Annotated in this window: 21 protein-coding genes; all 21 read right to left on the bottom strand. The window is 42.6% G+C overall.

All coding sequences use genetic code 11. From position 1 onward, the window contains the following. Positions 1-16: 16 nt before the first annotated feature. The 21 genes from purB to QOL74_RS05440 all read right to left on the bottom strand — a co-directional run bounded on the left by purB (position 17) and on the right by QOL74_RS05440 (position 23,462). Positions 17-1,453, bottom strand: a complete 1,437-nt coding sequence (purB, locus tag QOL74_RS05540; RefSeq protein ID WP_283408449.1) for an adenylosuccinate lyase — start codon at positions 1,451-1,453, stop codon at positions 17-19. 93 nt (positions 1,454-1,546) lie between these two features. After that, a complete protein-coding gene (locus QOL74_RS05535) occupies positions 1,547-2,371 on the bottom strand; it encodes a PHP domain-containing protein (RefSeq protein WP_283408448.1) in 825 nt (274 codons plus the stop codon). A gap of 103 nt (positions 2,372-2,474) precedes the next feature. Further along, positions 2,475-2,735 carry a stage V sporulation protein S gene (locus tag QOL74_RS05530; protein WP_283408447.1) on the bottom strand — a complete coding sequence of 87 codons (261 nt, stop codon included), beginning with the start codon at positions 2,733-2,735 and terminating at the stop codon, positions 2,475-2,477. A gap of 322 nt (positions 2,736-3,057) precedes the next feature. Further along, the gene (gene rny, locus QOL74_RS05525) at positions 3,058-4,569 is read right to left on the bottom strand and encodes a ribonuclease Y (protein WP_430383862.1); all 1,512 of its coding nucleotides are present in this window, start codon (positions 4,567-4,569) and stop codon (positions 3,058-3,060) included. A 285-nt stretch (positions 4,570-4,854) separates the two neighbouring features. Further along, positions 4,855-5,898, bottom strand: a complete 1,044-nt coding sequence (gene recA, locus QOL74_RS05520) for a recombinase RecA (protein WP_283408446.1) — start codon at positions 5,896-5,898, stop codon at positions 4,855-4,857. 70 nt (positions 5,899-5,968) lie between these two features. After that, entirely contained in the window at positions 5,969-6,508 is a 540-nt protein-coding gene (pgsA, locus tag QOL74_RS05515) for a CDP-diacylglycerol--glycerol-3-phosphate 3-phosphatidyltransferase (RefSeq protein ID WP_283408665.1), read from the bottom strand. Further along, positions 6,492-7,850, bottom strand: a complete 1,359-nt coding sequence (gene rimO, locus QOL74_RS05510) for a 30S ribosomal protein S12 methylthiotransferase RimO (RefSeq protein ID WP_283408445.1) — start codon at positions 7,848-7,850, stop codon at positions 6,492-6,494. The genes pgsA and rimO overlap by 17 nt, the downstream gene beginning before the upstream one ends. 69 nt (positions 7,851-7,919) lie before the next feature. Beyond that, positions 7,920-9,023 carry a tRNA 2-selenouridine(34) synthase MnmH gene (gene mnmH / locus QOL74_RS05505; protein ID WP_283408444.1) on the bottom strand — a complete coding sequence of 368 codons (1,104 nt, stop codon included), beginning with the start codon at positions 9,021-9,023 and terminating at the stop codon, positions 7,920-7,922. Positions 9,024-9,086: 63 nt separating this feature from the next. After that, positions 9,087-11,480, bottom strand: coding sequence for a DNA translocase FtsK (locus QOL74_RS05500; protein WP_283408443.1), 2,394 nt, complete (start codon positions 11,478-11,480; stop codon positions 9,087-9,089). A gap of 25 nt (positions 11,481-11,505) precedes the next feature. Further along, complete coding sequence (locus tag QOL74_RS05495; RefSeq protein WP_283408442.1) at positions 11,506-12,735, bottom strand: M16 family metallopeptidase; 1,230 nt, start codon at positions 12,733-12,735, stop codon at positions 11,506-11,508. A 77-nt stretch (positions 12,736-12,812) separates the two neighbouring features. Further along, entirely contained in the window at positions 12,813-14,987 is a 2,175-nt protein-coding gene (locus QOL74_RS05490; RefSeq protein ID WP_430383861.1) for a polyribonucleotide nucleotidyltransferase, read from the bottom strand. A 171-nt stretch (positions 14,988-15,158) separates the two neighbouring features. After that, the gene (gene rpsO / locus QOL74_RS05485; protein WP_283408441.1) at positions 15,159-15,422 is read right to left on the bottom strand and encodes a 30S ribosomal protein S15; all 264 of its coding nucleotides are present in this window, start codon (positions 15,420-15,422) and stop codon (positions 15,159-15,161) included. A gap of 85 nt (positions 15,423-15,507) precedes the next feature. Next, positions 15,508-16,461 (bottom strand): bifunctional riboflavin kinase/FAD synthetase, encoded by a 954-nt coding sequence (locus tag QOL74_RS05480; RefSeq protein WP_283408440.1) that lies wholly within the window; start codon positions 16,459-16,461, stop codon positions 15,508-15,510. Between the two features lie 3 nt (positions 16,462-16,464). Further along, on the bottom strand, positions 16,465-17,394 hold the full coding sequence (gene truB / locus QOL74_RS05475; protein WP_283408439.1) for a tRNA pseudouridine(55) synthase TruB: 930 nt from the start codon (positions 17,392-17,394) through the stop codon (positions 16,465-16,467). Then, positions 17,375-18,379, bottom strand: coding sequence for a DHH family phosphoesterase (locus tag QOL74_RS05470; protein ID WP_283408438.1), 1,005 nt, complete (start codon positions 18,377-18,379; stop codon positions 17,375-17,377). Before QOL74_RS05470 ends, truB begins: the two co-directional genes overlap by 20 nt. Then, positions 18,360-18,806: a 30S ribosome-binding factor RbfA gene (gene rbfA, locus QOL74_RS05465; protein WP_283408437.1), complete on the bottom strand. Its 447-nt coding sequence runs from the start codon at positions 18,804-18,806 to the stop codon at positions 18,360-18,362. Before rbfA ends, QOL74_RS05470 begins: the two co-directional genes overlap by 20 nt. Before the next feature lie 67 nt (positions 18,807-18,873). Then, positions 18,874-21,204 carry a translation initiation factor IF-2 gene (gene infB, locus QOL74_RS05460; RefSeq protein WP_283408436.1) on the bottom strand — a complete coding sequence of 777 codons (2,331 nt, stop codon included), beginning with the start codon at positions 21,202-21,204 and terminating at the stop codon, positions 18,874-18,876. Positions 21,205-21,234: 30 nt separating this feature from the next. Further along, positions 21,235-21,540 carry a L7Ae/L30e/S12e/Gadd45 family ribosomal protein gene (locus QOL74_RS05455; protein ID WP_283408435.1) on the bottom strand — a complete coding sequence of 102 codons (306 nt, stop codon included), beginning with the start codon at positions 21,538-21,540 and terminating at the stop codon, positions 21,235-21,237. Further along, complete coding sequence (gene rnpM / locus QOL74_RS05450; protein ID WP_283408434.1) at positions 21,537-21,812, bottom strand: RNase P modulator RnpM; 276 nt, start codon at positions 21,810-21,812, stop codon at positions 21,537-21,539. Before rnpM ends, QOL74_RS05455 begins: the two co-directional genes overlap by 4 nt. A gap of 28 nt (positions 21,813-21,840) precedes the next feature. Continuing rightward, positions 21,841-22,989, bottom strand: coding sequence for a transcription termination factor NusA (gene nusA, locus QOL74_RS05445; protein ID WP_283408433.1), 1,149 nt, complete (start codon positions 22,987-22,989; stop codon positions 21,841-21,843). Between the two features lie 11 nt (positions 22,990-23,000). Beyond that, on the bottom strand, positions 23,001-23,462 hold the full coding sequence (locus tag QOL74_RS05440; RefSeq protein WP_283408432.1) for a ribosome maturation factor RimP: 462 nt from the start codon (positions 23,460-23,462) through the stop codon (positions 23,001-23,003). Positions 23,463-23,497: the final 35 nt, after the last annotated feature.

Genomic DNA, 23,497 nt, shown 5'->3' with positions numbered 1-23,497 from the left:
TCTTGTCCCTCCTGTATTATACGTTAAGATCGCTGGATGCAGGTGTCCAGGGATATTTCTGTAAAATGGGTAGAATTTCTGTTTCGATGAACTTGGAAGTTTGTTCTGGTGCCCGTCCAACGTACTGTTCAGCTTCTAAAATATGTGCGAGATCATCTTGCGTCAAACCGAAAAGCGGATCTTCTGAAATGCGCTGTATAAGATCATTCGATTTGCCTTCCATTTTAACTCTTTCAGCCGCTTTCATGGAATGCAAACGAATTTGCTCATGCAGTTGCTGGCGATCGCCCCCGCGTTTAACAGCTGCCATCATGATATTTTCAGTCGCCATGAAAGGCAGCTCCAAATCAATATGTGTTCCGATCATTTTTTCATAAACAACCAGTCCGCTGAAAACATTCAAGGCAATATCCAGAACTGCATCAATCGCAAGGAAAGACTCTGGTATGGTTAACCTGCGGTTGGCCGAGTCATCCAGTGTCCGTTCAAACCATTGGGTTGCCTGTGTCATGGCAGCATTTTGCTGCAGGGCAATTACCCAGCGACATAGAGAAGCAATTCTTTCTGAACGCATGGGGTTGCGCTTATAGGCCATTGCTGAAGAGCCCACCTGACCGGCTTCAAAAGGTTCTTCAATTTCTTTTAAATGTTGTAATAATCGCAGATCATTAGTGGTTTTGTGCAGGGACTGGGCAATTCCACTAAGAACTGAAAGTACCTCAAAGTCAATTTTACGTGTATATGTCTGTCCTGTAACAGGTATGCGGTCGTTAAACCCCATTATTTCAGCAACTTTTTTATCCAGTAGTTCCACTCTTTCGTGATCTCCTTCAAAGAGTTTCAGAAAGCTGGCCTGTGTTCCCGTTGTGCCCTTGACGCCTCTAAATTTGAGACGATGAAGTTGATGTTGCAAATTCTCAAAATCCATTAACAGATCATAAAGCCAAAGGCACCCCCGTTTACCAACCGTTGTCAACTGTGCAGGTTGAAAGTGCGTAAAGCCAAGTGTCGGCAGATTTTTATACTGCAGGCAAAAACGCGACATGGCATCCATTAATCGCAACATTTTTTCTGAAAGCACCATCAACGCCTCTTTGATTTGGATTAAATCAGTATTATCACCAACATAAGCACTGGTGGCGCCTAAATGAATGATAGGCATTGCTTTAGGGCATTGTTGCCCGAAAGCAAAGACATGAGCCATCACATCATGTCGAATTTCTTTTTCCTTTTCTTTTGCAATCTCATAGTTAATATTATCCTGATGCATTTCCATTTCTATAATCTGTTCATCATCTATGGGCAACCCAAGTGATTGTTCTGCTTTTGCTAATGCAATCCACAACTTGCGCCATGTTCGAAACTTATTGTCGGCAGAGAAAACGGTTAGCATCTCCCGACTGGCATAGCGTTCCACTAAAGGATTTTCATAATTTGGTTTTTCAATTTTCATAAATGGCCCCTTTCTGGCTATTGTAAATGACTTGCGCCTGTATTCTTGTATTTTCACAACATCTAAAAGTATATCACAGCTTTAACCGTTAGGTCATCTGTTGTTGTAGTAATATCGAATTGGCTCCAGTTCTACAGCACAATCACCTAAGTCAGTTTCTCTTATGCGACTTTGTGGTGGAGCGTGAAAATCTGATCCACCTGTTACCAGCAACTTGTACTTCTTAGCAAGTTGAAGATAATGCATTTTTTGGTCAAGTCGATGCGTCGGATAATGTGCTTCAATTCCATTGATCCCCGCCTCTATCATTTCTTTGACTATTTGATCATTCCGAATCAGACCTGGATGAGCCAAAACTGAGATACCTCCCAATTGATGAATCATATCAATGGTTTCTTTAGGCGCCAGCTTAAATCGTGATACATAGGCAGGTTTGCCTTGCCGCAGGTACTCATCAAAAGCTTCTTGGACGCTTGAGACCACCTGCTGTTCAATCATTGCCCTGGCAACATGTACCCTGCCGACAATCCCATCACCTGCTATCAAACGCACTTGATCCATGGTGATATTAATGCCAAGTTGATTCAGTTTTTTAACCATCTGAAATGAACGGTTATTTCGCGCCTCTTTCAATTGCAGCATTAGATCTTGTAGTCCTGCATCGGTTTCATCCAGACCATAACCCAGCAGATGAACCTCTGTTCCTTCGGTTTCAGTGCTAAACTCAATACCTGGCAATAACCAGAAAGAATCATCTTCTGCCACTGATGATCTTGCCTCTGGTAAAGCCTCCATTGTATCGTGATCAGTGATGGCAATGCCGCCCAACCCTTTTTCCCGGGCATAATGGATCAGTTGAGAAGCAGAAAAAGTGCCATCTGATGCATGAGTATGGGTGTGCATGTCAATTCGCATCATTATCCCGCCTCTTTGTGGATATTTCATTTGCTTTATAATTCCATTATAAACTAAAAAAAGCCTGCTTCATAGCGGGCTTTTTAGTATCGGGTTGTCTTCAGTCTCAGCGCGGTTCAACAATCAGCTTAATCGCCGTTCGCGCCTCTCCATCAATGATGATATCTACAAATGCAGGAATACAAATGAGATCCACGCCACTCGGAGCAACAAATCCCCTTGCTATGGCCACTGATTTAACTGCCTGATTGAGAGCTCCTGCACCAATGGCCTGTACTTCTGCTGTGCCATTTTCCCGAAGCACACCCGCCAAAGCACCTGCAACAGAATTAGGGTTTGATTTTGATGACACTTTTAAGACATCCATATTTGGTCTCCTCCCTCTTTCAGTTCGTACATGGTTTTACTTTTTAGTGTATTATCATTTTGTTAAAACCTGTCATCCCTCATATTTCAGCATTTTTTGCCTGGCTCAATTAGAATGGCTTCATTTCATTCTGTTTGCCAAACGATATTACAGACATTTTACGGCTGTTATTATTTAAAATGCTGACAATTGCTTAATTTATTATACACCTTTTGTAAAACTATTTCATAGTGATATTTTAAGGCATCGGCATTTTTGAAGTGTTATTAAATAAATCGCAAAAAGCAGCCTTCGTATCAAAGGCTGCCTTCGGTTTTCGATCTTATTTTGCGTATTCAACTGCGCGTGTTTCCCGGATCACATTAACTTTAATTTGACCCGGATATTCTAATTCTGATTCAATGCGTTTGGTCAGGTTTCGCGCAAGCATAACAATTTCTGCATCGCTGTATGATTCAGGTTTGACTAATATTCTAATCTCTCTACCAGCCTGAATAGCAAAGCACTTTTCAACTCCGTCATAGTCATTGGCTATTTCTTCCAATTTCTGTAATCGTTTAATGTAGGATTCCAGCGTTTCTCTTCTGGCACCCGGGCGTGCTGCAGAAATCGCATCAGCCGCAGTTACCAACACTGCTTCAACGGTTTGCGGTTCATAATCTCCATGATGTGTTGAGATTGCATGAATCACTTCTTTTGACTCTTTATACTTTCTCAACAATTCCATGCCGATTTCAACATGTGTTCCTTCAACTTCATGATCTACTGCTTTGCCAATATCATGGAACAAACCTGCACGTCGAGCTACCTTTATGTCAGCTCCCAATTCAGTTGCCATAATACCTGCAACATGTGACACTTCAACAGCGTGTTTCAGCACGCTTTGCCCATAGCTGGTACGAAATCGAAGTCTGCCAAGCAATTTAATGAGTTCGGGATGAACATTATGAACGCCGGCGTCAAAGGCTGCCTGTTCGCCCTCTTCTTTCATCATTGTCTCCACTTCACGTTTTGCTTTTTCAACCATTTCTTCAATACGAGCCGGGTGAATTCTACCATCAACAATCAGCTTTTCCAGTGCAACTCGGGCAATCTCCCGGCGAACTGGATCAAATCCTGACAAAATAACGGCTTCCGGTGTGTCGTCAATAATCAGATCAATGCCTGTCAGGGTCTCCAGCGTGCGAATATTGCGGCCCTCGCGTCCAATAATACGCCCCTTCATTTCATCATTTGGCAATTGAACCACAGTAACTGTCGTTTCGGCCACATGATCAGCAGCGCATTTCTGAATGGTATAAGTGATGATCTCTTTCGCACGTTTCTCTGCTTCTTCTTTTGCCCGTGACTCCATTTCCTTGATCATCATCGCTGTTTCAACGCGAATCTCTTTTTCAACATCACGCAGTAACAACGTCTTCGCTTCTTCACCTGTTAAGCCAGATAACTCTTCAAGCTTTTGTTTCTCTTGATTCCTTAATTGCTCCAATTGTTCGCCCTTTTCATCAAGTTCCACCAGTTTTCGCGAAAGCTTTTCATCTTTCTTTTCAAGATTCTCGGCTTTCTTATCCAAGGTTTCTTCCTTTTGAATCAAACGGCGCTCAATTTTTTGAAGCTCATTGCGCCTTTCTCTGCTCTCTCTTTCGAATTCACTGCGAAGTTTGTGCACTTCTTCCTTCGCTTCAATCAGAAGCTCTTTTTTGGTTGTTTCAACTTCTTTCTCAGCTTCTTCGATCAGCTTTTTTGCTAACTCTTCTGCAGAATTAACTTTTCCTTCAGCAATGGATTTTCGAATAAAATAGCCGATAAGGCATCCTGCAACGGCAACCAAGATGAGTACAATAACGGTAATGCCATTAAAAACGATATGCGGACACCTCCTTTATGAAATTGTCGGTCATGCATTTTTCAGAACTGCATCCATTGTCAACAATGAAACATCGAATCCTTAAATAATGAGACTATGACATCTTTCATTTTAACTTTTTTTCGAATCAGTGTCAAGGTGATGGCTTCAAACACTGACCGACTTCAGACACTACCCATTCTATACCATTTTTTTAGCAAAAGAGGACTGCTAGTTGTAGCAATCCTCTTTGAGATGTATCTATGAAAAAAATCACTGATCGATGTGATCCGCTTCATCTTTGTCAACGACTTCAACTTCCCCCACGCTACGTAAAGGTAGTTGATAATGCTCACGTATTCGATTCTCCACTTCAATGAAAATCGCAACATTCTCCTTCATAAATTGTTTGGCAGCTTCACGGCCCTGCCCAAGGCGCTGATCGCCGTAGCTATACCAAGCACCTGATTTGTTAACAATTTCCAAGCCTGTTGCAACATCAAGTACGTCTCCATACCGGGAAATGCCTTCTCCATACATAATATCAAACTCAGCTTGTTTAAAGGGTGGCGCCACTTTATTTTTGACAACCTTAACCCGGGTTCGGTTCCCAATCATATCCGTTCCCTGCTTAATCCCTTCAATTCGCCGCACATCCAGCCGGACAGAAGCATAGAATTTCAAAGCTCTCCCTCCCGGCGTGACCTCAGGATTTCCAAACATGACTCCCACTTTTTCCCTGAGCTGATTGATGAAAATCGTCGTAGTCTTGGATTTATTAACCGATCCTGCCAGCTTACGAAGTGCCTGTGACATGAGTCTTGCCTGCAACCCTACGTGCGTGTCGCCCATATCACCCTCTATTTCTGCTTTTGGTACCAACGCAGCCACTGAGTCGACCACAATGACGTCGATGGCACCACTTCTCACCAGTGCCTCTGCAATTTCCAAGGCTTGCTCGCCAGTATCTGGCTGCGAGACAATTAACTCATCCACATTGACACCCAGTTTTCGGGCATATGAAGGATCCAGAGCATGTTCAGCATCAATAAAGGCTGCAGAGCCACCATTTTTCTGAGCTTCAGCAATCACATGGAGTGCCAAAGTCGTTTTGCCGGAAGATTCAGGCCCAAAAATCTCAACAATCCTGCCTCTGGGAACCCCTCCCAGACCCAATGCAATATCCAGATCGATTGATCCAGTAGAAATGCATTCCAGCTGCAGTTTTGATTCTTCTCCCAGCTTCATGACAGAACCTTTTCCGAACTGTTTTTCAATTTGACTAATTGCCATTTCCAATGCTTTCTTTTTGTCCATAGAGTCCCAGCTTTGCTGGTTCACCGCCTTTCAGATGATAAACACATTTCTAAATAATTACGCTACATAACTACTCTTTGAGAATCATTTGCTTATTCAGGCGCAGATAATCAATTCCAGAAATGATTGTGAAGATAACTGCTGCATACATCATAATCTGATCCATGGGGATCCCCACATATCGAAATGGGAAGTTGTTGATGAGAAGAGCAATAATGGCAACGATCTGTGTGATCGTTTTAGCTTTACCCCACCAGCTGGCAGCTATTACGACGCCCTCTGAAGCAGCCACTGCGCGTAAAATACTGATGGTAAACTCTCTTGAAATGATAATAACCACAACCCAGGCTGAGAGTTTTCCCATTTGCACAAGAGAGATTAATGCTGCTGAAACCAGTAATTTGTCTGCTAAAGGGTCAATGAATTTCCCCAGAGTGGTAATTTGATTTCTCTTTCGCGCAATGTAACCATCCAGCGTATCTGTTAATGCTGCCACAACAAAGATGAGTGCGGCAATACTTTCTCCATAGGGAACTTTATTGAGGAGAAACAGCATGAATACGGGTATGAGAAAGATTCGCAGGATAGTTAGCTTATTTGCCAGGTTCAGCTTCATCAATCATCACTCCCATCAGGTCGTATTCCAGTGCATCAGTTATGACCACAGGTACAAAAGTGCCTGTTTCCAATTCATGTGGCGCATCAAAGTATACTAGACCGTCAATTTCAGGGGCATCTCCTGTCGTTCGTCCTGCGTAGTGGTAGTTGCTGTCAGATGAATCCAGTTTTTCCTCAACAAACACTGACAGGCGACTGCCAATTTTATTACGTTGAATACGCCTTGAAACAGATTGCTGTAGTTGCATGATTTCCTGTTGGCGCCGCTTTTTGGTATCTTCATCAACCTGCTCTTGCATCGTGGCAGCTGGAGTATCTTCTTCCTGAGAATAAGTAAATACGCCCAGTTTATCAAATGCCATTTCTTCAACAAAAGACTTCAGTGAAACGAATTCTTCTTCTGTTTCTCCTGGAAAGCCCACAATCAATGTCGTACGCAATACGATTCCAGGAATTTTTTCGCGAATCATAGAAATGGTATGTATCAGTTTCTTACGTGTCGTTTGACGATTCATTCGCTTAAGAATTCGATCTTCGCTGTGTTGTATCGGTATATCAAGATAAGCACAGATCTTTTGACTCTTGTGAATTGTGTCAAGCAACTTCATGTCTATCCGTTCCGGGTAACAATACATAATTCTTATCCACCGAATCCCTTTGATACGTTCGAGTTCCTCCAACAGTCTTGTTAACGAAGGTTGGTGATACAGATCAATACCATAACTGGTCGTATCTTGAGCTATCAGGATAAGCTCTTTAACACCTTCGGCTGCCAAATCTGAAGCTTCTTGAATCACTGCTTCTATTCTGCGACTTCTCAACGGGCCTCTCAGCTTTGGAATAATACAATAAGTACAATGATGATTACAACCTTCAGCAATTTTCAAGTAAGCCAAATGATTGGCCGAGGTGCGTACCCGTCTTAATTTTTCCTGGTAAGGTTGATCTATCTGACCAATCCGCAGCTCTCGTTGCTCTTTCATCACGTTTTCCACTACCTGAGCAATTTCTTCAAATCTTCCTGTGCCAACCATGCCGTCAATTTCAGGCATTTCATTCAACAGTTCTTGATGATATCGCTCTGAGAGACAACCCGTTACAATAAGCTTCGATAGTGTTGTCTGTTTGTGCCGGGCGGCAGCCAGAATACGACTTATACTTTCCTCTTTTGCACTCTCAATAAATCCACAGGTATTGATCACTGCAATCGTAGCTTCTTCGATTCGATCAGTAACATTGTAACCATAGTCTTGAAGAAGTCCCAGCATCATTTCTGCATCTATCAAATTTTTTGTGCATCCCAACGACTCAAGGTATATTTTATTAGTATTCAATTGATGATCCTCACTTCCACTTCATCAAATCTTCGCAAAGTTTGTCTGTATGTCTGCAAATTTTATCTTTTAATCGCTGACGTTCTCAGTGTTAAAGGCATTTTCTTCAGTTGAGACACCAAAGTTATCAGTCATTTGCCATATATATTTTTTTATCTTTTTATGCGCTTCGTTTATTGTATCATATGTGATTTCCAAATCATATGCATATTTTTTGATGGAATGGCAATACAATGGGTCATAATAACTCACCATCAGTTCTCGAGCAATCTCCCGATAGGATTTTTGGGATAACATTTGCTGAAGCTGATGGATTTTTTCATGCCCCAAGAATTTCACTAAATCACCCAACGCTTTTTGAATGTCAGCCTCATCATGTTCCAATACACCCCAGTAATCACTCATAATTTGCTCGATGCGCAAGTCCAAAGTAGTATGCAGTAAAACATGCTTTCCAGCCACCATTTGTCTATGGATCTCTCTGGGTATGGTAATGTCGCCTATTCGCTGGCTTTCACTCTCTACTATAATATATTGATTTTTTAAGTGTATCAATTGGTGAAATAGTAGTGAATCGAATTGCTTTTGAGTCATCTTTTCTTTCGAATGTCCAATAAATCCAAATACAGAGCCACTGTTTCGGGCAAGTCCCTCCAAGTCTATTACCGGATGTCCTTCTGATTTTAATTGCTTTAACAAGGTTGTTTTTCCGCAACCAGTATAGCCATGAATCACAATAAAAGAATGGTTCACTTTCATGGGTGCCTCAAAGTACTCGATGATCACTTGTCGATACCGTTTATAGCCACCCACCAATTGTTTCACAGGAATTTCCAGCGAATTCAGCAGTTGGACCAGCGGTCCGCTTCGATATCCTCCGCGGGAACAAAATAGAATGACGCAAGGACACTCTTTCAGAAGTCCGGAAATTTGAGAAGTCATTCTTTCAAGTCGTGCTGATACATGATGTATCCCTGTTATTTTCGCAGATTCACGACTTTCATTTTTATATATCGTTCCAACAATGGCACGTTCTTCATCGTCCAATATGGGTATGTTCATCGCATTATCAATCGTGCCCTTACGATACTCTCCTGGTGATCTTAAATCAATCAAAATTTTGTTTTTCTCTTCTAACATCTCTTCTACTGTGATCGTCAGGGGATTCGTCATATTTACTGCCTTCTTCCAATTTTTTAAGTTTGATCCCTGTTCGAATATTTAACAGGGAATATTCTAATGATCTTTCTGCGATGATGATTCCATTTCCTCCATCCCAGAAGGTCGATTGATAACTTTCCGGGGTTTTGTTCCTTCGTTTGGGCCAACGTAGCCTTTGGACTCCATTTCATCAATCAGCCTTGCAGCTCGATTGTATCCCATTTTTAAGCGGCGTTGCAGCATGGATATAGAAATCTGCTGATGATCGAATGCAATACGCAAGGCTTCCTGGAACAAATCATCCGATTCTTCTTCATAGGACGCTTCGGGCATTGATTCGATTTTATCCATTACAGTCGTCTCGTACTCAGGCTCACCACCACTTTGTGATTTCAAGAAATCAACCACTCGCTTCACTTCTTCATCTGAAACAAAGGCACCTTGTATGCGAACCGGCTTGTTATAACCAATTGGATGAAACAGCATATCTCCCTTGCCCAGCAGTTTTTCTGCTCCGCCCATATCCAGAATGGTTCTGGAATCAACCTGAGAGGCAACAGAAAACGCAATGCGAGAAGGAATGTTCGCCTTAATTATGCCCGTAATCACATCCACAGACGGCCGCTGCGTGGCTATAATTAGATGAATACCTGCCGCCCGCGCCATTTGAGCCAGACGACATATATAATCTTCTACTTCTTTTGCCGCAACCAACATAAGGTCCGCCAACTCATCAATTATCACGACAATATAGGGCAGCGAATCATCTTTTTGCTTTTCGTTGTAGCCAGCTATATCTCGAACACCACTTGCAGCAAAGCGCTGATATCGTTCCTCCATCTCCGTTACGGCCCATCGTAAAGCGCCAGTAGCCTTTTTGGGATCTGTCACAACTGGAATCATTAAATGTGGTATCCCGTTATACTGATTTAACTCAACTACTTTTGGGTCAATCATCAAAAGTTTGACTTCATCTGGTTTTGCTCTGAAAAGAAGGCTTAAAATCAGCGTATTGATACAGACACTTTTTCCAGAACCTGTAGCACCTGCCACCAGCAGGTGCGGCATTTTATTAATATCAAAAACCATTGGGTCTCCCGCTATATTTCTTCCTAGGGCAAAAGGGAGAGGCGCCTGAAGTGTCTGATATTCTGTCGCACTGAGCAATTCTTTCAAATCTACCATTGCTACCTGATCATTGGGAATTTCGATGCCTATTGCTGCTTTGCCAGGGATTGGTGCTTCAATTCGGATAGAAGAAGCCGCCAGATTTAATGCAATATCATCACTTAAATTCACTACTTTACTGACTTTGACACCTCTGCTGGGCTGCAATTCATAGCGGGTAATGGTGGGGCCCTGACTCACTTTAATCACTTTAGCAGCTACACCAAAACTTTCCAGTGTTTCCTCAAGAAGTTTAGCTTTTGCCAGCATTTGTCGCCGATCTGTACGGGGTTGATAAAGCTGGTCTCCTTTTAGTAACGACAGTGCCGGTAACTGAAATGCCCGCAGTGATTTTTTCATTCCAGGTTCTTTCAGTGTTGCCGCCAGTGTTTCTTCAAACGGTTTTTCCGAAAGCGCCTGTTCGCCAGTTTTCTTTGCATCATCTTGTATACCGGGTTCGAGCTCCAGTTTGCGTTGTTCGCTGCGTTTCGGTTCATAAGTAATCATTTGAAAATGCACTGCTTCTTCTGCTTGCAGCTGTGAATCAGCTTCTTTTTCTGTTATGACGAATGGCGTTGTTTTGCTGCACTCGGCTACCTCTGGCTGACGAATACTTGCTTCCATCAATTTCTGTTCTTTACGCATCTTTATTTTATCAGATATTTGAAGAAGAAAACGCTTCATCATTCGCATAGCGTTGACAAGAAGCTGGGGACTAACCAGCCAAATGACCGCCAAAGTAACGCTTATCAAAAATATGGCAGTTCCTGTACGCCCAAGTAAATATATCGGCCAGTATAACAGTAGGGTTCCAATGAAACCGGTACCTTCCGATAGAGCGCCTCTTCTGATGGCCGTCATTAAGCTTGTTCCAAAATCCTCGTTTCGGAGGCTAACCAACAGTGAAGCATCCAGCAACCCTGCCATCATATGAAAAAACATCATCACAATTACCACCATGATGACTCGTTGCTTTACATTCGGCCGATGATGAACTTTAAACAGGATGAGCCCTGCAGTGACAAGGAAAAGATAAACATAGGGATAAGCCATCCAACCCAAAAGAGCAAAAAAGAGCCATCGAACCGCTATGCCAATAAATCCGCCGCTTTTGGTGTGCATGGCAAATAGAGCGAAAAGAAAAAATCCAATGGAAAGAATTCCCACAATTTCCAGTGGAATACGCCGTTTGTTATGACCCCGGCTTTTTCCTGCCGAACCGGCCTTACTCCTGCGGCCAGGATTTTTGCCTGTTTGACTCCCATTCCTCTGTCTATTTTTGTCAGATGACTGCTGTTTCATCAACTCACCTCTTATTCCAGTTGTTTCAAGATACACGACCAACCAAAACAGCCATTTTTTGATCAGGATGCATGTATTGACGCATGACTCTTTCTGCATTTGTTTGCTCAAGTTCATTGATTTTTTTTAAAATCATATCAGGAGTATCTATTCGATTAAGCAACAACTCTGATTTCCCCATGGCTGCCATTCTGCCACTGGTACTCTCCATCCCCAAAAGATAGCTCCCTTTCAATTGCTTCCTTGCTTTTTCAAATTCATCTGCAGTAAAACCTGTTTTCATTAGTTCTTCAAGCTCACTATCAATCAATTCCCGAACCGCAGTCAGTTGTCCAGGATTCATACTGCAATATAATGTGAAAACGCCATTGCTGGTGTAATTGTGCATGGATGAGTATATGCTGTAAACTAATCCCTTTTCTTCTCGAATCGATTGAAAGAGCCGCGAGCTCATTGTACCTCCAATGATATTATTGATTACCAAGAGATCAAACATTTCAGACGATCCAAGAACTGCACCCTGATAGCCAATATTTAAATGTATTTGTTCAATATCCTTTGCACGAGATATTTCGCCAAAACAAAGGGTTGGGGTGGTAAGCGTTTTCTTTTCTGTAGATGGTGCGCCTTTCCAATCATAAAAATATCGATGCAGCAGTTCATCAAGATATGCCGGGTCAAAATTACCTGCAACTGAAATCACAGTATCTTCCGGTCGATAGTGGTTCTTCATATATGCCAACATGGCATCTCTCGTTAAACTTTCGATGGAATCCGACTGACCAAGAATAGAATAGCCTAATGGATGGTGACGGAACATGTTTTCTATTAACAGGTCATGGGCGAGATCTTCAGGAGAATCTTCATACATGCTGATTTCTTCACCAATAACACTCTTTTCTTTCTCGATTTCTTCAGGATCAAAGCGTGAGTTAAATAACATATCTGCCAGTAATTCCACCGCCATACTCAGGTTTTCATCCAATACTTTCATGTAATAACAGGTGTACTCCCGACTGGTGAACGCATTGATATGACCACCTACACCGTCAACCATTTCGGCAATTTCACGAGCCGACCGGCTTTCAGTTCCTTTGAAAAGCATATGTTCTATAAAGTGAGAAATCCCGTTGTTAGATTCGCTTTCTGTGACAACGCCGGCCCGAATCCAGAATCCGATAGCCACTGATTTCACTACCGGGATCTGTTCACTTACAATTCGAAGCCCGTTGGTTAATTTCTTATATTCTGCCATAAATGCCCCTCTTTCGTCATAACGAAATAAAAACATAAACCCATTTCGGTTTATGCTCTTATTTATTCATACCGATGTTATTTGCGAAAATTTCTTTTGCTCCGATCACGATCCCTATCACGGTTGCCACCCCGGTCTCGAGACTCTTGATTTTCCGAGCCTGGTGGAGGAGTTAGCAACGCTTTCGCTGATAAGCTTACTTTGCCTTGTGGATCGATTTCGATAATTTTAACCTGAACTTCATCTCCCACACTGAGTACATCTTCAACTTTATTGACCCGTTCGTGGGAAATGTTGGAAATATGCAAAAGGCCATCCTTGCCAGGCATAAACTCGGCGAAAGCTCCAAAGGCTGTCAGTTTAACCACTTTAGCTGTATATATCTCTCCCACTTCAGGATCTTTAATGATATTGGCAATGATATCCCAGGCCTTTTGTCCGGACTCCAGAGATTCAGCAGCAATATAGATAGTGCCATCATTTTCAATATCAATTTTGACTCCGGTCTCACCAACAATTTTGTTAATGGTTTTGCCGCCGGCACCAATCACTTCTCGAATTTTGTCTGGATGAATATGCATCACCAGAATACGTGGTGCATAAGGAGAAAGCTCAGGTCTGGGTTCACTGATAACTTCTTTCATTTTTCCAAGAATATGCAGTCGACCGGCATGTGCTTTTTCCAATGCCTTTTCCAATATTTCCCTGCCAATGCCGGCGATTTTAATGTCCATCTGAATGGCTGTAATACCGTCCTCTGTTCCCGCTACTTTGAAGTCCATATCGCCAAGAAAATCTTCCATGCCCAGAATATCCGTTAGGATTGCCACATCTTCGCCTTCCTTAATCAAGCCCATGGCTACTCCTGCCACCATTTTTTTAATGGGAACACCTGCGTCCATCAATGATAGCGTACTGCCGCAAACACTTGCCTGTGAAGTTGATCCGTTTGATGATAAAACTTCTGAAACCACACGGATAGCATATGGAAAGTCATCCTTAGATGGGATCATTGGTTCAAGTGCTCTTTCAGCTAATGCACCATGGCCGATATCACGTCTGCTCGGTCCTCGCATGAATCTGGTTTCTCCCACGCTGAAAGGAGGAAAGTTATAGTGATGCATATAACGTTTTTCCTCTTCTTCGCTCAAACCATCTATCATCTGAACGTCACCCAAAGCTCCTAGTGTAGTGATCGTCAGCGCCTGTGTGTCACCACGAGTAAATAACCCAGATCCATGTGTTTTAGGGATTAAACCCACTTCAGAACTGATTGATCGAACCTCATCAAGCCCCCGATCATCAATACGTTTTTTTTCGGTGATTACCCGGCTGCGAAGTTCTTCTTTCACAATTTGTTTCAGTAGTCCTTTGATAAGAAGTATTTTGTCCTCATACTTTTCATTAAAAGCAACTTTTGCTTCATCTTGAACAGCGTCCAAATTTGCAATTCTTTCCAGTTTATCAGGAGTTCGTAATGCTTCGGCAATCCTAACCTGGGCAAACTCGCGAATTTCCTGTTCAATTGATGCATCAAGTTCTTCTGCTAAAACAGTTTGCTTTTCTTTTCCAATAGCTGCCTGAATCTCTTCGATAAAAGCTACGATTTTTTTGATTTCCTCATGACCGTATAAAATCGCTTCTAAAATCGTCGCTTCAGATAGTTCATGCGCCCCTGCTTCAATCATCATCACTGCATCTTTTGTTCCGGCAACCACCAAATCAAGAGCACTCGTCTCCCGCTGTTTACTGGTTGGATTAACAACAAATTCCCCATCAATATAGCCGACATGCAACCCGGCGATAGGGCCCATAAAAGGAATGTCTGAAATAGAAAGTGCAACAGAAGCACCTATCATAGCCACAACATCAGGCAAACAGTCATGATCCATGGAGAGTACAGTGGCAATTACCTGTACTTCATTTCGATATCCGTCAGGGAAAAGGGGACGAATTGGGCGATCAATCAATCGACAAGCTAGAACCGCTTTTTCTGAAGGTCGTCCCTCCCGCTTAATGAAACCTCCGGGGATTTTACCAGCTGCATACATTTTTTCTTCGTAGTCGACGCTTAGAGGGAAAAAATCAATACCTTCCCGTGGTGATTTTGAACTGCAAGCGGTTACCAGTACAATTGTATCGCCGTAGCGTACTGTACAGCTGCCTCCGGCTAAAAAGGCCATTTTACCAGTTTCAATGGTGAGGGTTCTACCGTTGAGCTGTGTTGAAAATTGTCGAACCATCAATCTGATCCTCCCTTCACTTATAACACGTATGAGATGCTCAATTCAGCATCCAGTCAACGACGCTTTTAACGTCCATAAATGTTCTATTGGTTTGATGCTGAAGCACCTAATTCACAGGTTTGATCATTGATATAAAAGGAGACATTATAAGACAAGAGCGGGAAATCCCGCTCTCGATTACTTTCTGAGTCCCAGCTTTTCGATCAATTGCCGATATTTTTCAATATCTTTTTTCTTCAGGTAGTTTAACATGTTGCGTCGTTTACCAACCATCTTCAGCAATCCACGTCGGGAATGATGATCTTTTTTATGAATTTTCAAGTGTTCATTCAGATGATTGATGCGGTCTGTCATAAGTGCAATCTGAACTTCGGGTGAACCTGTATCAGAATCATGTGTTCTGAACGATTCAATAATTGACTTCTTTTTGGCTTCTTCCATGGATCGTTTCACCTCCTTATATTTATCCCCTCATCCCAAGTAACCGTTGGTGAATCGAATGACCGAGGATGGGTTCCTGACCTAATCATACTATCATAGTTTTTTTTGTTTGTAAATAGGCTTTTATGACTTGGACGTCTTGCTGTATCTGCTTTTTTAGAGATTCAACTTGTTGAAATGTGATTTGATCTCTTATTTTTTTATGAAAATACAGCTCAATTTCTCTTTCGTAAAGCATTAGATCACAATCAATAATGAACGTTTCAACTGTTGTTTTTTTGGCGCTAAAGGTAGGATTGGCACCCACCGAAGTTGCTCCGAAATAAAGCTTCGCGTCGATCCGCACGCAGGTCGCATAGACTCCCTCCGCTGGTACCATTTGCTGCTCTTCCAAAATCAAATTTGCCGTCGGATATCCCAGCGTCCTTCCCCTGCCATACCCACGTTCAACCTTATTATACATCATAAATGGGCGTCCAAGAAGCCGTGTCACTTTCTCCATATTACCCTTTTCAATTTCCCGCCGAATTTGTGTGCTGCTGATTTTGCTGTTTCCATCAAAAACCGGCGGCACTACAATTAATCGAAAATCATGCGCAACCGAAAGGTCTTTCAGCATGTTAATATCGCCTTTGGCTTTTGCTCCAAAACGAAAATCCTCTCCAACCACCACCAGTTTTGCATTCAACAAATCAACCAAAATTGTTCTCGCAAAAATGTCGGGCGGCATTTGCATGAGCTCTTTCGTAAACTTGTCCAGAAAAAGCATCTCAACACCCATTTTTTCCATGATTCTGATTTTCAAAGAAATCGGTGTAATTTTAGAAGGAAAAACCTGGTTGGGACGATCGACAAGCACTGTTCCGGGATGGTTTTTAAACGTATAGACAGTCGGAATTAATCTCTGCAACCCACTTTCACGAACCATCGTATGCAAAAGAGCCTGATGCCCCAAGTGAATTCCATCAAAATTTCCCAATGCCACCGCACGTGGTTCACTGGCATACATCAGTTCGCGATAATTATCCAGCACTTTCATGACTCAGCGACTCCTTTGTTTCTCGCTTAACTGTACGGTTGATGCAGTTTCCGGAAGTAACTTAACCATTTTAAAGTGTGTTCCGGCTTCATTTATATGCCCAATGCCGACAAAGCAATCAGAAGTATAGACTCTTAGATATTGATTCGGAAAATGATTTCTATCATTGTCAATTTGATCAATTTGAATTGGCACGCCATTAAATAGCCATTTGTGCAACGAATTATGGATATGAACAGCCGGGTAATTACTTAATGCTTTGTCAATGGGAATCAACAACGTTTCCCAGTTCACAGCATCGCCTATTTCATCAGGTGTAATTGCTTGGTGAACTGACTGTCGACAAGTTTCAAGTCTTAATAGAAAGGCCATTGTGGCACCACAACCAAGTTTCTGACCCACATCGTGGCAAAGGGTTCTCACATATGTTCCCTCTGAACAAACAACATCAAAGCGCACACGATCCTGATTCATTGAAATCCAGTTAATCTCAAAGATTTCTTTTCGCTTGGCAACACGTTCAACCGTTTCACCTTTTCTGGCGAGTTCGTATAATTTTTTTCCCTGCTTTTTCACAGCAGAGTACATGGGAGGTATCTGCCAGTAATCGCCCATGAAAGAATTTAAAGTTTGCTCGACCATTTCCTTATCAGGAATCAATTTGCAGACCGCTGTCATTTTTCCAGTGGTATCTTGAGTGTCTGTGGTTATGCCCAAAAGCATTTCCACTCGATATATTTTGCGATGGTGATCCAGAAAGGGAATCATTTTGGTGGCATCTCCAACGCAAACCGGTAAAACTCCTGCTGCCTGTGGGTCCAAAGTACCTGCATGTCCGACTCTTTTCGTCTGGGTTATCCTGCGCAGAAATGCGACCACCTGATGTGAAGTCATTCCAGGTGGTTTCAATACGTTAAACAGACCCATTCTCATGTGTAACCTCCGCGAATAACGTTTCCATCATTGGAATCAATATTTTCCTTGCTTCCTGCAAAGAGTCTTCGATTACTGCGCCCGCCGCTCGCTGATGGCCGCCACCTCCCAGTTGGGATGCCAGTTCATTTACATCAAGCCAGCATTTCGAGCGAAAACTCACTTTTGTCTCTGTCTTATTCAACTCTTTTAATATCACTGCCAGTTCAACACCAGCGATATCTCTTGCATAGGCTATCATTTCGTCCAGATCTTCATAAGCAACACCGAACTGTCGCATGCTTTCATCAGGCACACTCATTAAAACCGCCCTGCCTTTGGACAGTAATTCCATATGGTCAACTAAATGCGCCATAAACCGGACATTTTGAACAGGACGATTCTGATACAAGTTGTAACGGATCAGCCCCTGGTCTGCGCCCACCCGAAGTAGATTTGCCACAATTTCGTGGGTTTTGTCAGTTGTGTTTTCATAGAGATAATGACCTGTATCCATCACAATTCCCGTTAAAAGACATGTGGCAATATCTTCACCTAACTCCCAACCCATTTCATTTGAAAGGCAGGCAACCAACTCTGCGGTGGAAGAGCTTTCTACATCTACCACGTTGACATGTGCAAACTTGGTATTGCTAATATGATGATCCACATTAACTATGGTTATTTGGCTTCCCAGTTTTAAAAAAGATTCAATTCCGTAAGCACGTTGAGCACTTCCACAATCCAATGCAATGCAATAATCAAATTCACCGGCAACCAGTCCAGAAACGTTTCTTATCTCACCGAATCCTGGTAAAAAGTTGAATTTTGAACGCTGATCTTCTTCAGCAAAGGCTTCTACCTGCTGCACTTTGCTTTTCAGCAAATGCAGCAGGCCAAGCAGAGAGCCATAGGCATCTCCATCTGGGTGAACATGGGTAACCAAGGCAACTTTGTGATGTGCCTTTAGTAACTGCAATGGATTTTTATTCTGAATCTTTCTCATGTGTGTCGCTCCTGTGATCTTCATCTGTCACGGGTTTTTCAGGTTGGTTTTCTGCCATCTGCTTTTTGAAGTGATCTGCATCAGTGCGATTTACGGCAGCAATTTTCTGCGACATGCTAACACCGTATTCAATGGAGTTATCTTCCTTAAAAAGAATCGCAGGTGTATGATGAAGCTTTACTCTTTTTCCAACCTCGCGCCTGACATATCCTGCCGATTTTGCTAACCCCTCTAGCGTCTGTTGTTTTTCATCTTCAGACCCTAATACACTAATATACACAGTTGCAAAGCTAAGATCTCTGGTAACATCAACAGAGACAACACTCGCCATTTGCGAAATGCGAGGGTCTTTAAGTTCATGGCGGATGATCTGGCTAATAATCTTCTTGTACTCTTCATTGATGCGACTCACTCTTGGATAAGCCATATTCCTCATCCTCTCATTCATCGATCATTGGAATAAACATAATCTTTATTTAATCCTCTGATGATAACTAAACGCGTTTCTGCTCCTTCATTTGGAAGGCCTCAATTATATCGCCTTCCTTGACATCATTATAGTTTTCAATTCCAATGCCACACTCATAACCGGTTGCCACTTCCTTCACGTCATCTTTAAACCTTCTCAGAGAGTTAATGCTGCCCTCATGAATGACAATACCATTCCTCACAAGTCGAATGCTGGCATTTCTCAGGATTTTCCCGTCAATGACATAACAACCACCAACCATTCCAATACCAGGAACTTTGAAGGTAGCTCTCACTTCTGCTTTGCCCAGCTCAACTTCTTTGTATTCAGGATCCAACATGCCTGTCATGGCAGCTTCAATATCTTCAAGGGCATTGTATATGATTCGGTAAGTTCGAATATCCACGTCTTCTTTTTTGGCAAGTGCCGAAGCGTGTGTCGTTGGTCTCACGTTGAAACCAATGATAATGGCATTGGATGCAGCCGCCAACATGACATCAGTTTCAGTGATCGCTCCCACTCCGCCATGAATGGGACGAATGATAACTTTGTCGTTGGAAAGTTTTTGCAGGGATTGCTTCACTGCTTCAACAGACCCATGGACATCTGCCTTCAAAATGATATTAAGCTCTTTGATTTGGCCATCCTGCATCTGCTGATACAGGGCGTCGAGTGAAATTTTCTGACTGGCTTTCAGCTGCGCTTCCTTGATTCGGTTGATTCGATTTGCTACAATATCACGGGCTGTTCTGTCATCATCTACTGCCAACAATTGATCGCCTGCATCCGGAACTTCGGATAGCCCCGTAATTTCAATAGCTGTTGATGGTTTTGCCACCGATACATTGCGGCTTTTGTCGTTAATCATAGCTCGAACCCGTCCGCTGGTATTGCCTACGACCACTGAATCACCAACGCGCAACGTTCCGTTTTGTATCAAAACAGTTGCCACTGGTCCGCGCCCCTTGTCCAGTTTTGCCTCGATGACCACTCCAATGGCTTCGCGATTCGGATTAGCTTTCAGTTCTTCCATTTCAGCCACCAGCAAAATCATTTCCAACAAATTGTCTATATTTTCGCCTTTCAGTGCAGACACCGGAACAGCAATGACCTCACCGCCATATTCCTCAATAATCATGCCGTGATCTGCCAATTCTTGTTTCACACGGTCAGGATTAGCTCCCGGCTTATCTATTTTGTTAATCGCCACAATTACTGGTACTTTCGCCGCTTTGGCATGATTGATAGCTTCAATCGTCTGAGGCATGACGCCATCATCGGCTGCAACAACCAGAATAGCAATATCCGTTACTTTTGCTCCTCTTGCGCGCATAGCAGTAAAAGCTTCATGACCAGGCGTATCTAAAAAAACTATTTTCTTTTTATCAATTTCCACTTCTGAAGCACCAATATGCTGTGTAATGCCACCAGCTTCGCGTTCGGTCACCTTTGTTTTTCGAATGGCATCTAACAAAGAAGTTTTCCCATGGTCAACATGCCCCATCACTGTTACGACAGGTGGTCTTGAACGCAGGTCTTTCGCTTCGTCTTTCGCGATATAAACATCAACTTCTTCCACACGTTCTTCTTCTTTTTTGTGAATCTCAATTTCATATTCCAGCGCAATTTTATTGGCTGCTTCGAAATCAATTTCTTGATTGATAGCTGCCATAATTCCCATTTGAATCAGTTTCATGATGATTTCATTGGGATTTTTGCGTAATTTATCAGCAAAGTCTTTTACGATGATCTGTTCTCCAATTTCGATAATTGCCGGGCCTTCTTTCTGTTCAATTTTTGCTGTTTCCGGTTTTGATTTAGGCGAAGGACGATGTCCTGGCTTTTTATCTTTTCCCTTCTGACGCACTTCTTTGACTGCCTTCTTTTCCGCTTCTTTTGATAAGGGCTTTTTATTGCCATCCTTCTGCAGTGTCGACTGGCTTTTGCCCTGCAGCTCTTTTTTAGCAGGTGCCGCTGCACTTGACTCGGAAATCGCTCGACCGCTTGGGGGTCTCGTTTCTTTCCGATCAGTTGATTTTACACCTGAACTTTGTCGAGATCCAGTGGATGATTTTGTTGAGACCGCTTTTGTTTTTTCTTGTTGTACAACCGTTTTACTGTTACCAGATACAGGGGTTCCTTCTGGCACAGCCTTTTCAGCAACTACATTTTTCTGAGAAGCTGATTTTTGGGTTGTTTCATCTTTTATAAGTTCCGTGACTAATTTTGCTTCTTCTTCTTCCAGCGTGCTCATGTGGTTTTTCGTTACGACCCCCAGTTGATCAAGTTTCTTGATTAACGTTTTCGTTTCAACATTCAATTGTTTTGCGAGTTGATAGACACGCACTTTTGACATACGCTTCACCTCCAGCATTTCACCTTTCGGTCATTCAGCTGCTCTTTTATTTATCTGAATGGCGAATCCAGGATCGACTACTACGACAATCGCCCGCGGGCTTTTGCCAATGGCATTTCCCAATTCCTGCCTGGTCAGGATCTTCAGAATGGGAGTTTGATAACGTTCCGCCAGTTGCATAAACTCATGCTGCGTTGTTGCTGCCGCATCTTCTGCCATAATCATCAGCTTTGCTTTTTTTTTCGTTACAGCAATTCTGCTGCCAGTTTCACCTGAGATCAGCTTTCCTGCTCTTGCTGCGAATCCCAACATGGTTTTAATCCCATCAGTGTTCAATGATCTGACCCTTCCTGAAACTTTTCAGCCAGAGCTGTATAAACTTCATCAGGTACATCACGTTTAAATGCCCTGTTTAACGCTTTTGTTTTTTTGATTTTCTCAAAACATTCTGTTTGCCTGCATACATAAGCACCGCGGCCATGAGCTTTGCCATGGGAATCCAAGTGAACCTGCCCTTCCTTATTGGCAACAATGCGTATCAGATCTTTCTTGTTCTTCATTTCCTGGCAGGCGATGCATTTCCTTAATGGTGTTTTTTTTGGGTTCAAAACGTCGCCCCCTATATAAAATTACGCTCTATTCTTCAGTTGTATCCAAATCCGTCTCAGGATCAGTCATGACGATGGTCTCATCAGCTGAGTGTACCTGTTCTTCGTCTATAGCACCGGTATTTGCTTGAGCTGATTCCAGCTCTGCCATTTGGCTTTCACTTTTTATGTCAATTTTCCATCCTGTCAGTTTCGCAGCCAGCCTGGCATTTTGTCCTTCTTTTCCTATGGCCAGAGAAAGCTGGTAGTCAGGCACAACCACCCGGGCTGATTTGGTGTCTTCATAGACGTATGTCTGGCTTACTTTAGCCGGGCTAAGTGCACTTGTAATGAACTCTTTCGGACTATCACTATACCGGATGATATCAATTTTTTCGCCCCTCAGTTCGTTAACGATTGCCTGTACACGAACACCTTTTTGCCCGACACACGCACCCACAGGATCAACATTGGGGTCCTTGGTGTCAACAGCAATTTTTGTCCGATAACCGGCCTCTCTTGAAATGCTTTTAATTTCGACAATGCCATCATGAATCTCGGGTACTTCCAGCTCAAAAAGCCTTTTAATGAGGCCAGGATGTGTACGAGATACAAGAATTTGAGGCCCTTTAGTGGTTTTCTTCACTTCAACGATGTACGTTTTAATTCGGTCACCTGTATGATAGTTTTCACCAGGCATTTGCTCGTTATGTCCAAGTATGGCTTCTGTTTTTCCGAGATTAATTAAAATGGTTCCTCGAACTGCACGCGCCACAACACCCGCTATAATATCTGATTCTCGGCTGATATATTCCTCAAAAACAACGCCGCGTTCAGCTTCTCGGATGCGTTGTACGACAACCTGTTTTGCGGTTTGAGCTGCAATGCGTCCAAAATCTCTGGGAGTAACTTCACGTTCGACAACATCGCCTATTTCATATCGGGGATCTGTTGCTTTTGCTTCTTCCAAACTAATTTCCTGAGTATCATCATCAACTTCGTTCACCACTCGCTTTTGGCCATAGACATGTACCGCTCCGCTATCACGACTTACTTCAACCCTGACCTGATGAGTAGAACCGAAATTTCGTTTATAGCTGGAAATCAATGCTGCTTCTATAGCCTCAATCAGCACATCTTTTGAAATGCCCTTGTCCTGCTGGATTTGTTCCAGCGCTTCCATAAATTCGATGTTCATGCCCGAGCCTCCTAAAAAATAATGGCAAGTTTCACAAGTGCAACTTGTGACTCATTAAAGGTTAATTGCTGACCATCATTCGTTTCAATGATCAGCGAAACACCTTGTTTATCAATCAAGACTCCTTCATATTGTTTTTCGCCATTGAAGGGTTGATACAATTTAACCTCTACGCGTTTTCCGAGATTCCTTAGAAAATCCGTTTCTTTTTTCAGCGGTCTGTCCAATCCAGGAGAGGATACTTCTAAAAAGTATTGCTCCTGAATCCAATCGTATTCATCAAGTTTAGCATCCAATCGTCGACTCAAAGTCTCGCAGTCATTGATTGTTACACCGTCTGTTTTGTCAATATAGACCCTTAAAAAATAATCGGGCCCCTCTTTGACAAATTCCACATCAATGAGTTCAACGTTCTCTTCCAATAATTGTTGCGTCAAATCAGTGACTGCCTGTTCAATTTCTTTTCGTTTCATAAGTTCCCCTCCTGTCATCAGGTCCTCTCCTATAT

The sequence above is a fragment of the Anoxynatronum buryatiense genome (genome assembly GCF_900182905.1).
In the GTDB taxonomy this organism is placed as follows: domain Bacteria; phylum Bacillota; class Clostridia; order Peptostreptococcales; family Tindalliaceae; genus Anoxynatronum; species Anoxynatronum buryatiense.
This window is presented reverse-complemented; position numbering and strand designations above follow the sequence as displayed.

What these genes read in the sequence shown, in the direction of transcription:
- purB (WP_283408449.1), bottom strand. Translation starts at nt 1,453, where the DNA reads ATGAAAATTGAAAAACCAAATTATGAAAATCCTTTAGTGGAACGCTAT.
- QOL74_RS05535 (WP_283408448.1), bottom strand. Translation starts at nt 2,371, where the DNA reads ATGATGCGAATTGACATGCACACCCATACTCATGCATCAGATGGCACT.
- QOL74_RS05530 (WP_283408447.1), bottom strand. Translation starts at nt 2,735, where the DNA reads ATGGATGTCTTAAAAGTGTCATCAAAATCAAACCCTAATTCTGTTGCA.
- recA (WP_283408446.1), bottom strand. Translation starts at nt 5,898, where the DNA reads ATGGACAAAAAGAAAGCATTGGAAATGGCAATTAGTCAAATTGAAAAA.
- mnmH (WP_283408444.1), bottom strand. Translation starts at nt 9,023, where the DNA reads ATGACGAATCCCCTGACGATCACAGTAGAAGAGATGTTAGAAGAGAAA.
- QOL74_RS05500 (WP_283408443.1), bottom strand. Translation starts at nt 11,480, where the DNA reads ATGAAACAGCAGTCATCTGACAAAAATAGACAGAGGAATGGGAGTCAA.
- QOL74_RS05495 (WP_283408442.1), bottom strand. Translation starts at nt 12,735, where the DNA reads ATGGCAGAATATAAGAAATTAACCAACGGGCTTCGAATTGTAAGTGAA.
- rpsO (WP_283408441.1), bottom strand. Translation starts at nt 15,422, where the DNA reads ATGGAAGAAGCCAAAAAGAAGTCAATTATTGAATCGTTCAGAACACAT.
- QOL74_RS05480 (WP_283408440.1), bottom strand. Translation starts at nt 16,461, where the DNA reads ATGAAAGTGCTGGATAATTATCGCGAACTGATGTATGCCAGTGAACCA.
- truB (WP_283408439.1), bottom strand. Translation starts at nt 17,394, where the DNA reads ATGAGAATGGGTCTGTTTAACGTATTGAAACCACCTGGAATGACTTCA.
- QOL74_RS05470 (WP_283408438.1), bottom strand. Translation starts at nt 18,379, where the DNA reads ATGAGAAAGATTCAGAATAAAAATCCATTGCAGTTACTAAAGGCACAT.
- rbfA (WP_283408437.1), bottom strand. Translation starts at nt 18,806, where the DNA reads ATGGCTTATCCAAGAGTGAGTCGCATCAATGAAGAGTACAAGAAGATT.
- infB (WP_283408436.1), bottom strand. Translation starts at nt 21,204, where the DNA reads ATGTCAAAAGTGCGTGTCTATCAACTCGCAAAACAATTGAATGTTGAA.
- nusA (WP_283408433.1), bottom strand. Translation starts at nt 22,989, where the DNA reads ATGAACATCGAATTTATGGAAGCGCTGGAACAAATCCAGCAGGACAAG.
- QOL74_RS05440 (WP_283408432.1), bottom strand. Translation starts at nt 23,462, where the DNA reads ATGAAACGAAAAGAAATTGAACAGGCAGTCACTGATTTGACGCAACAA.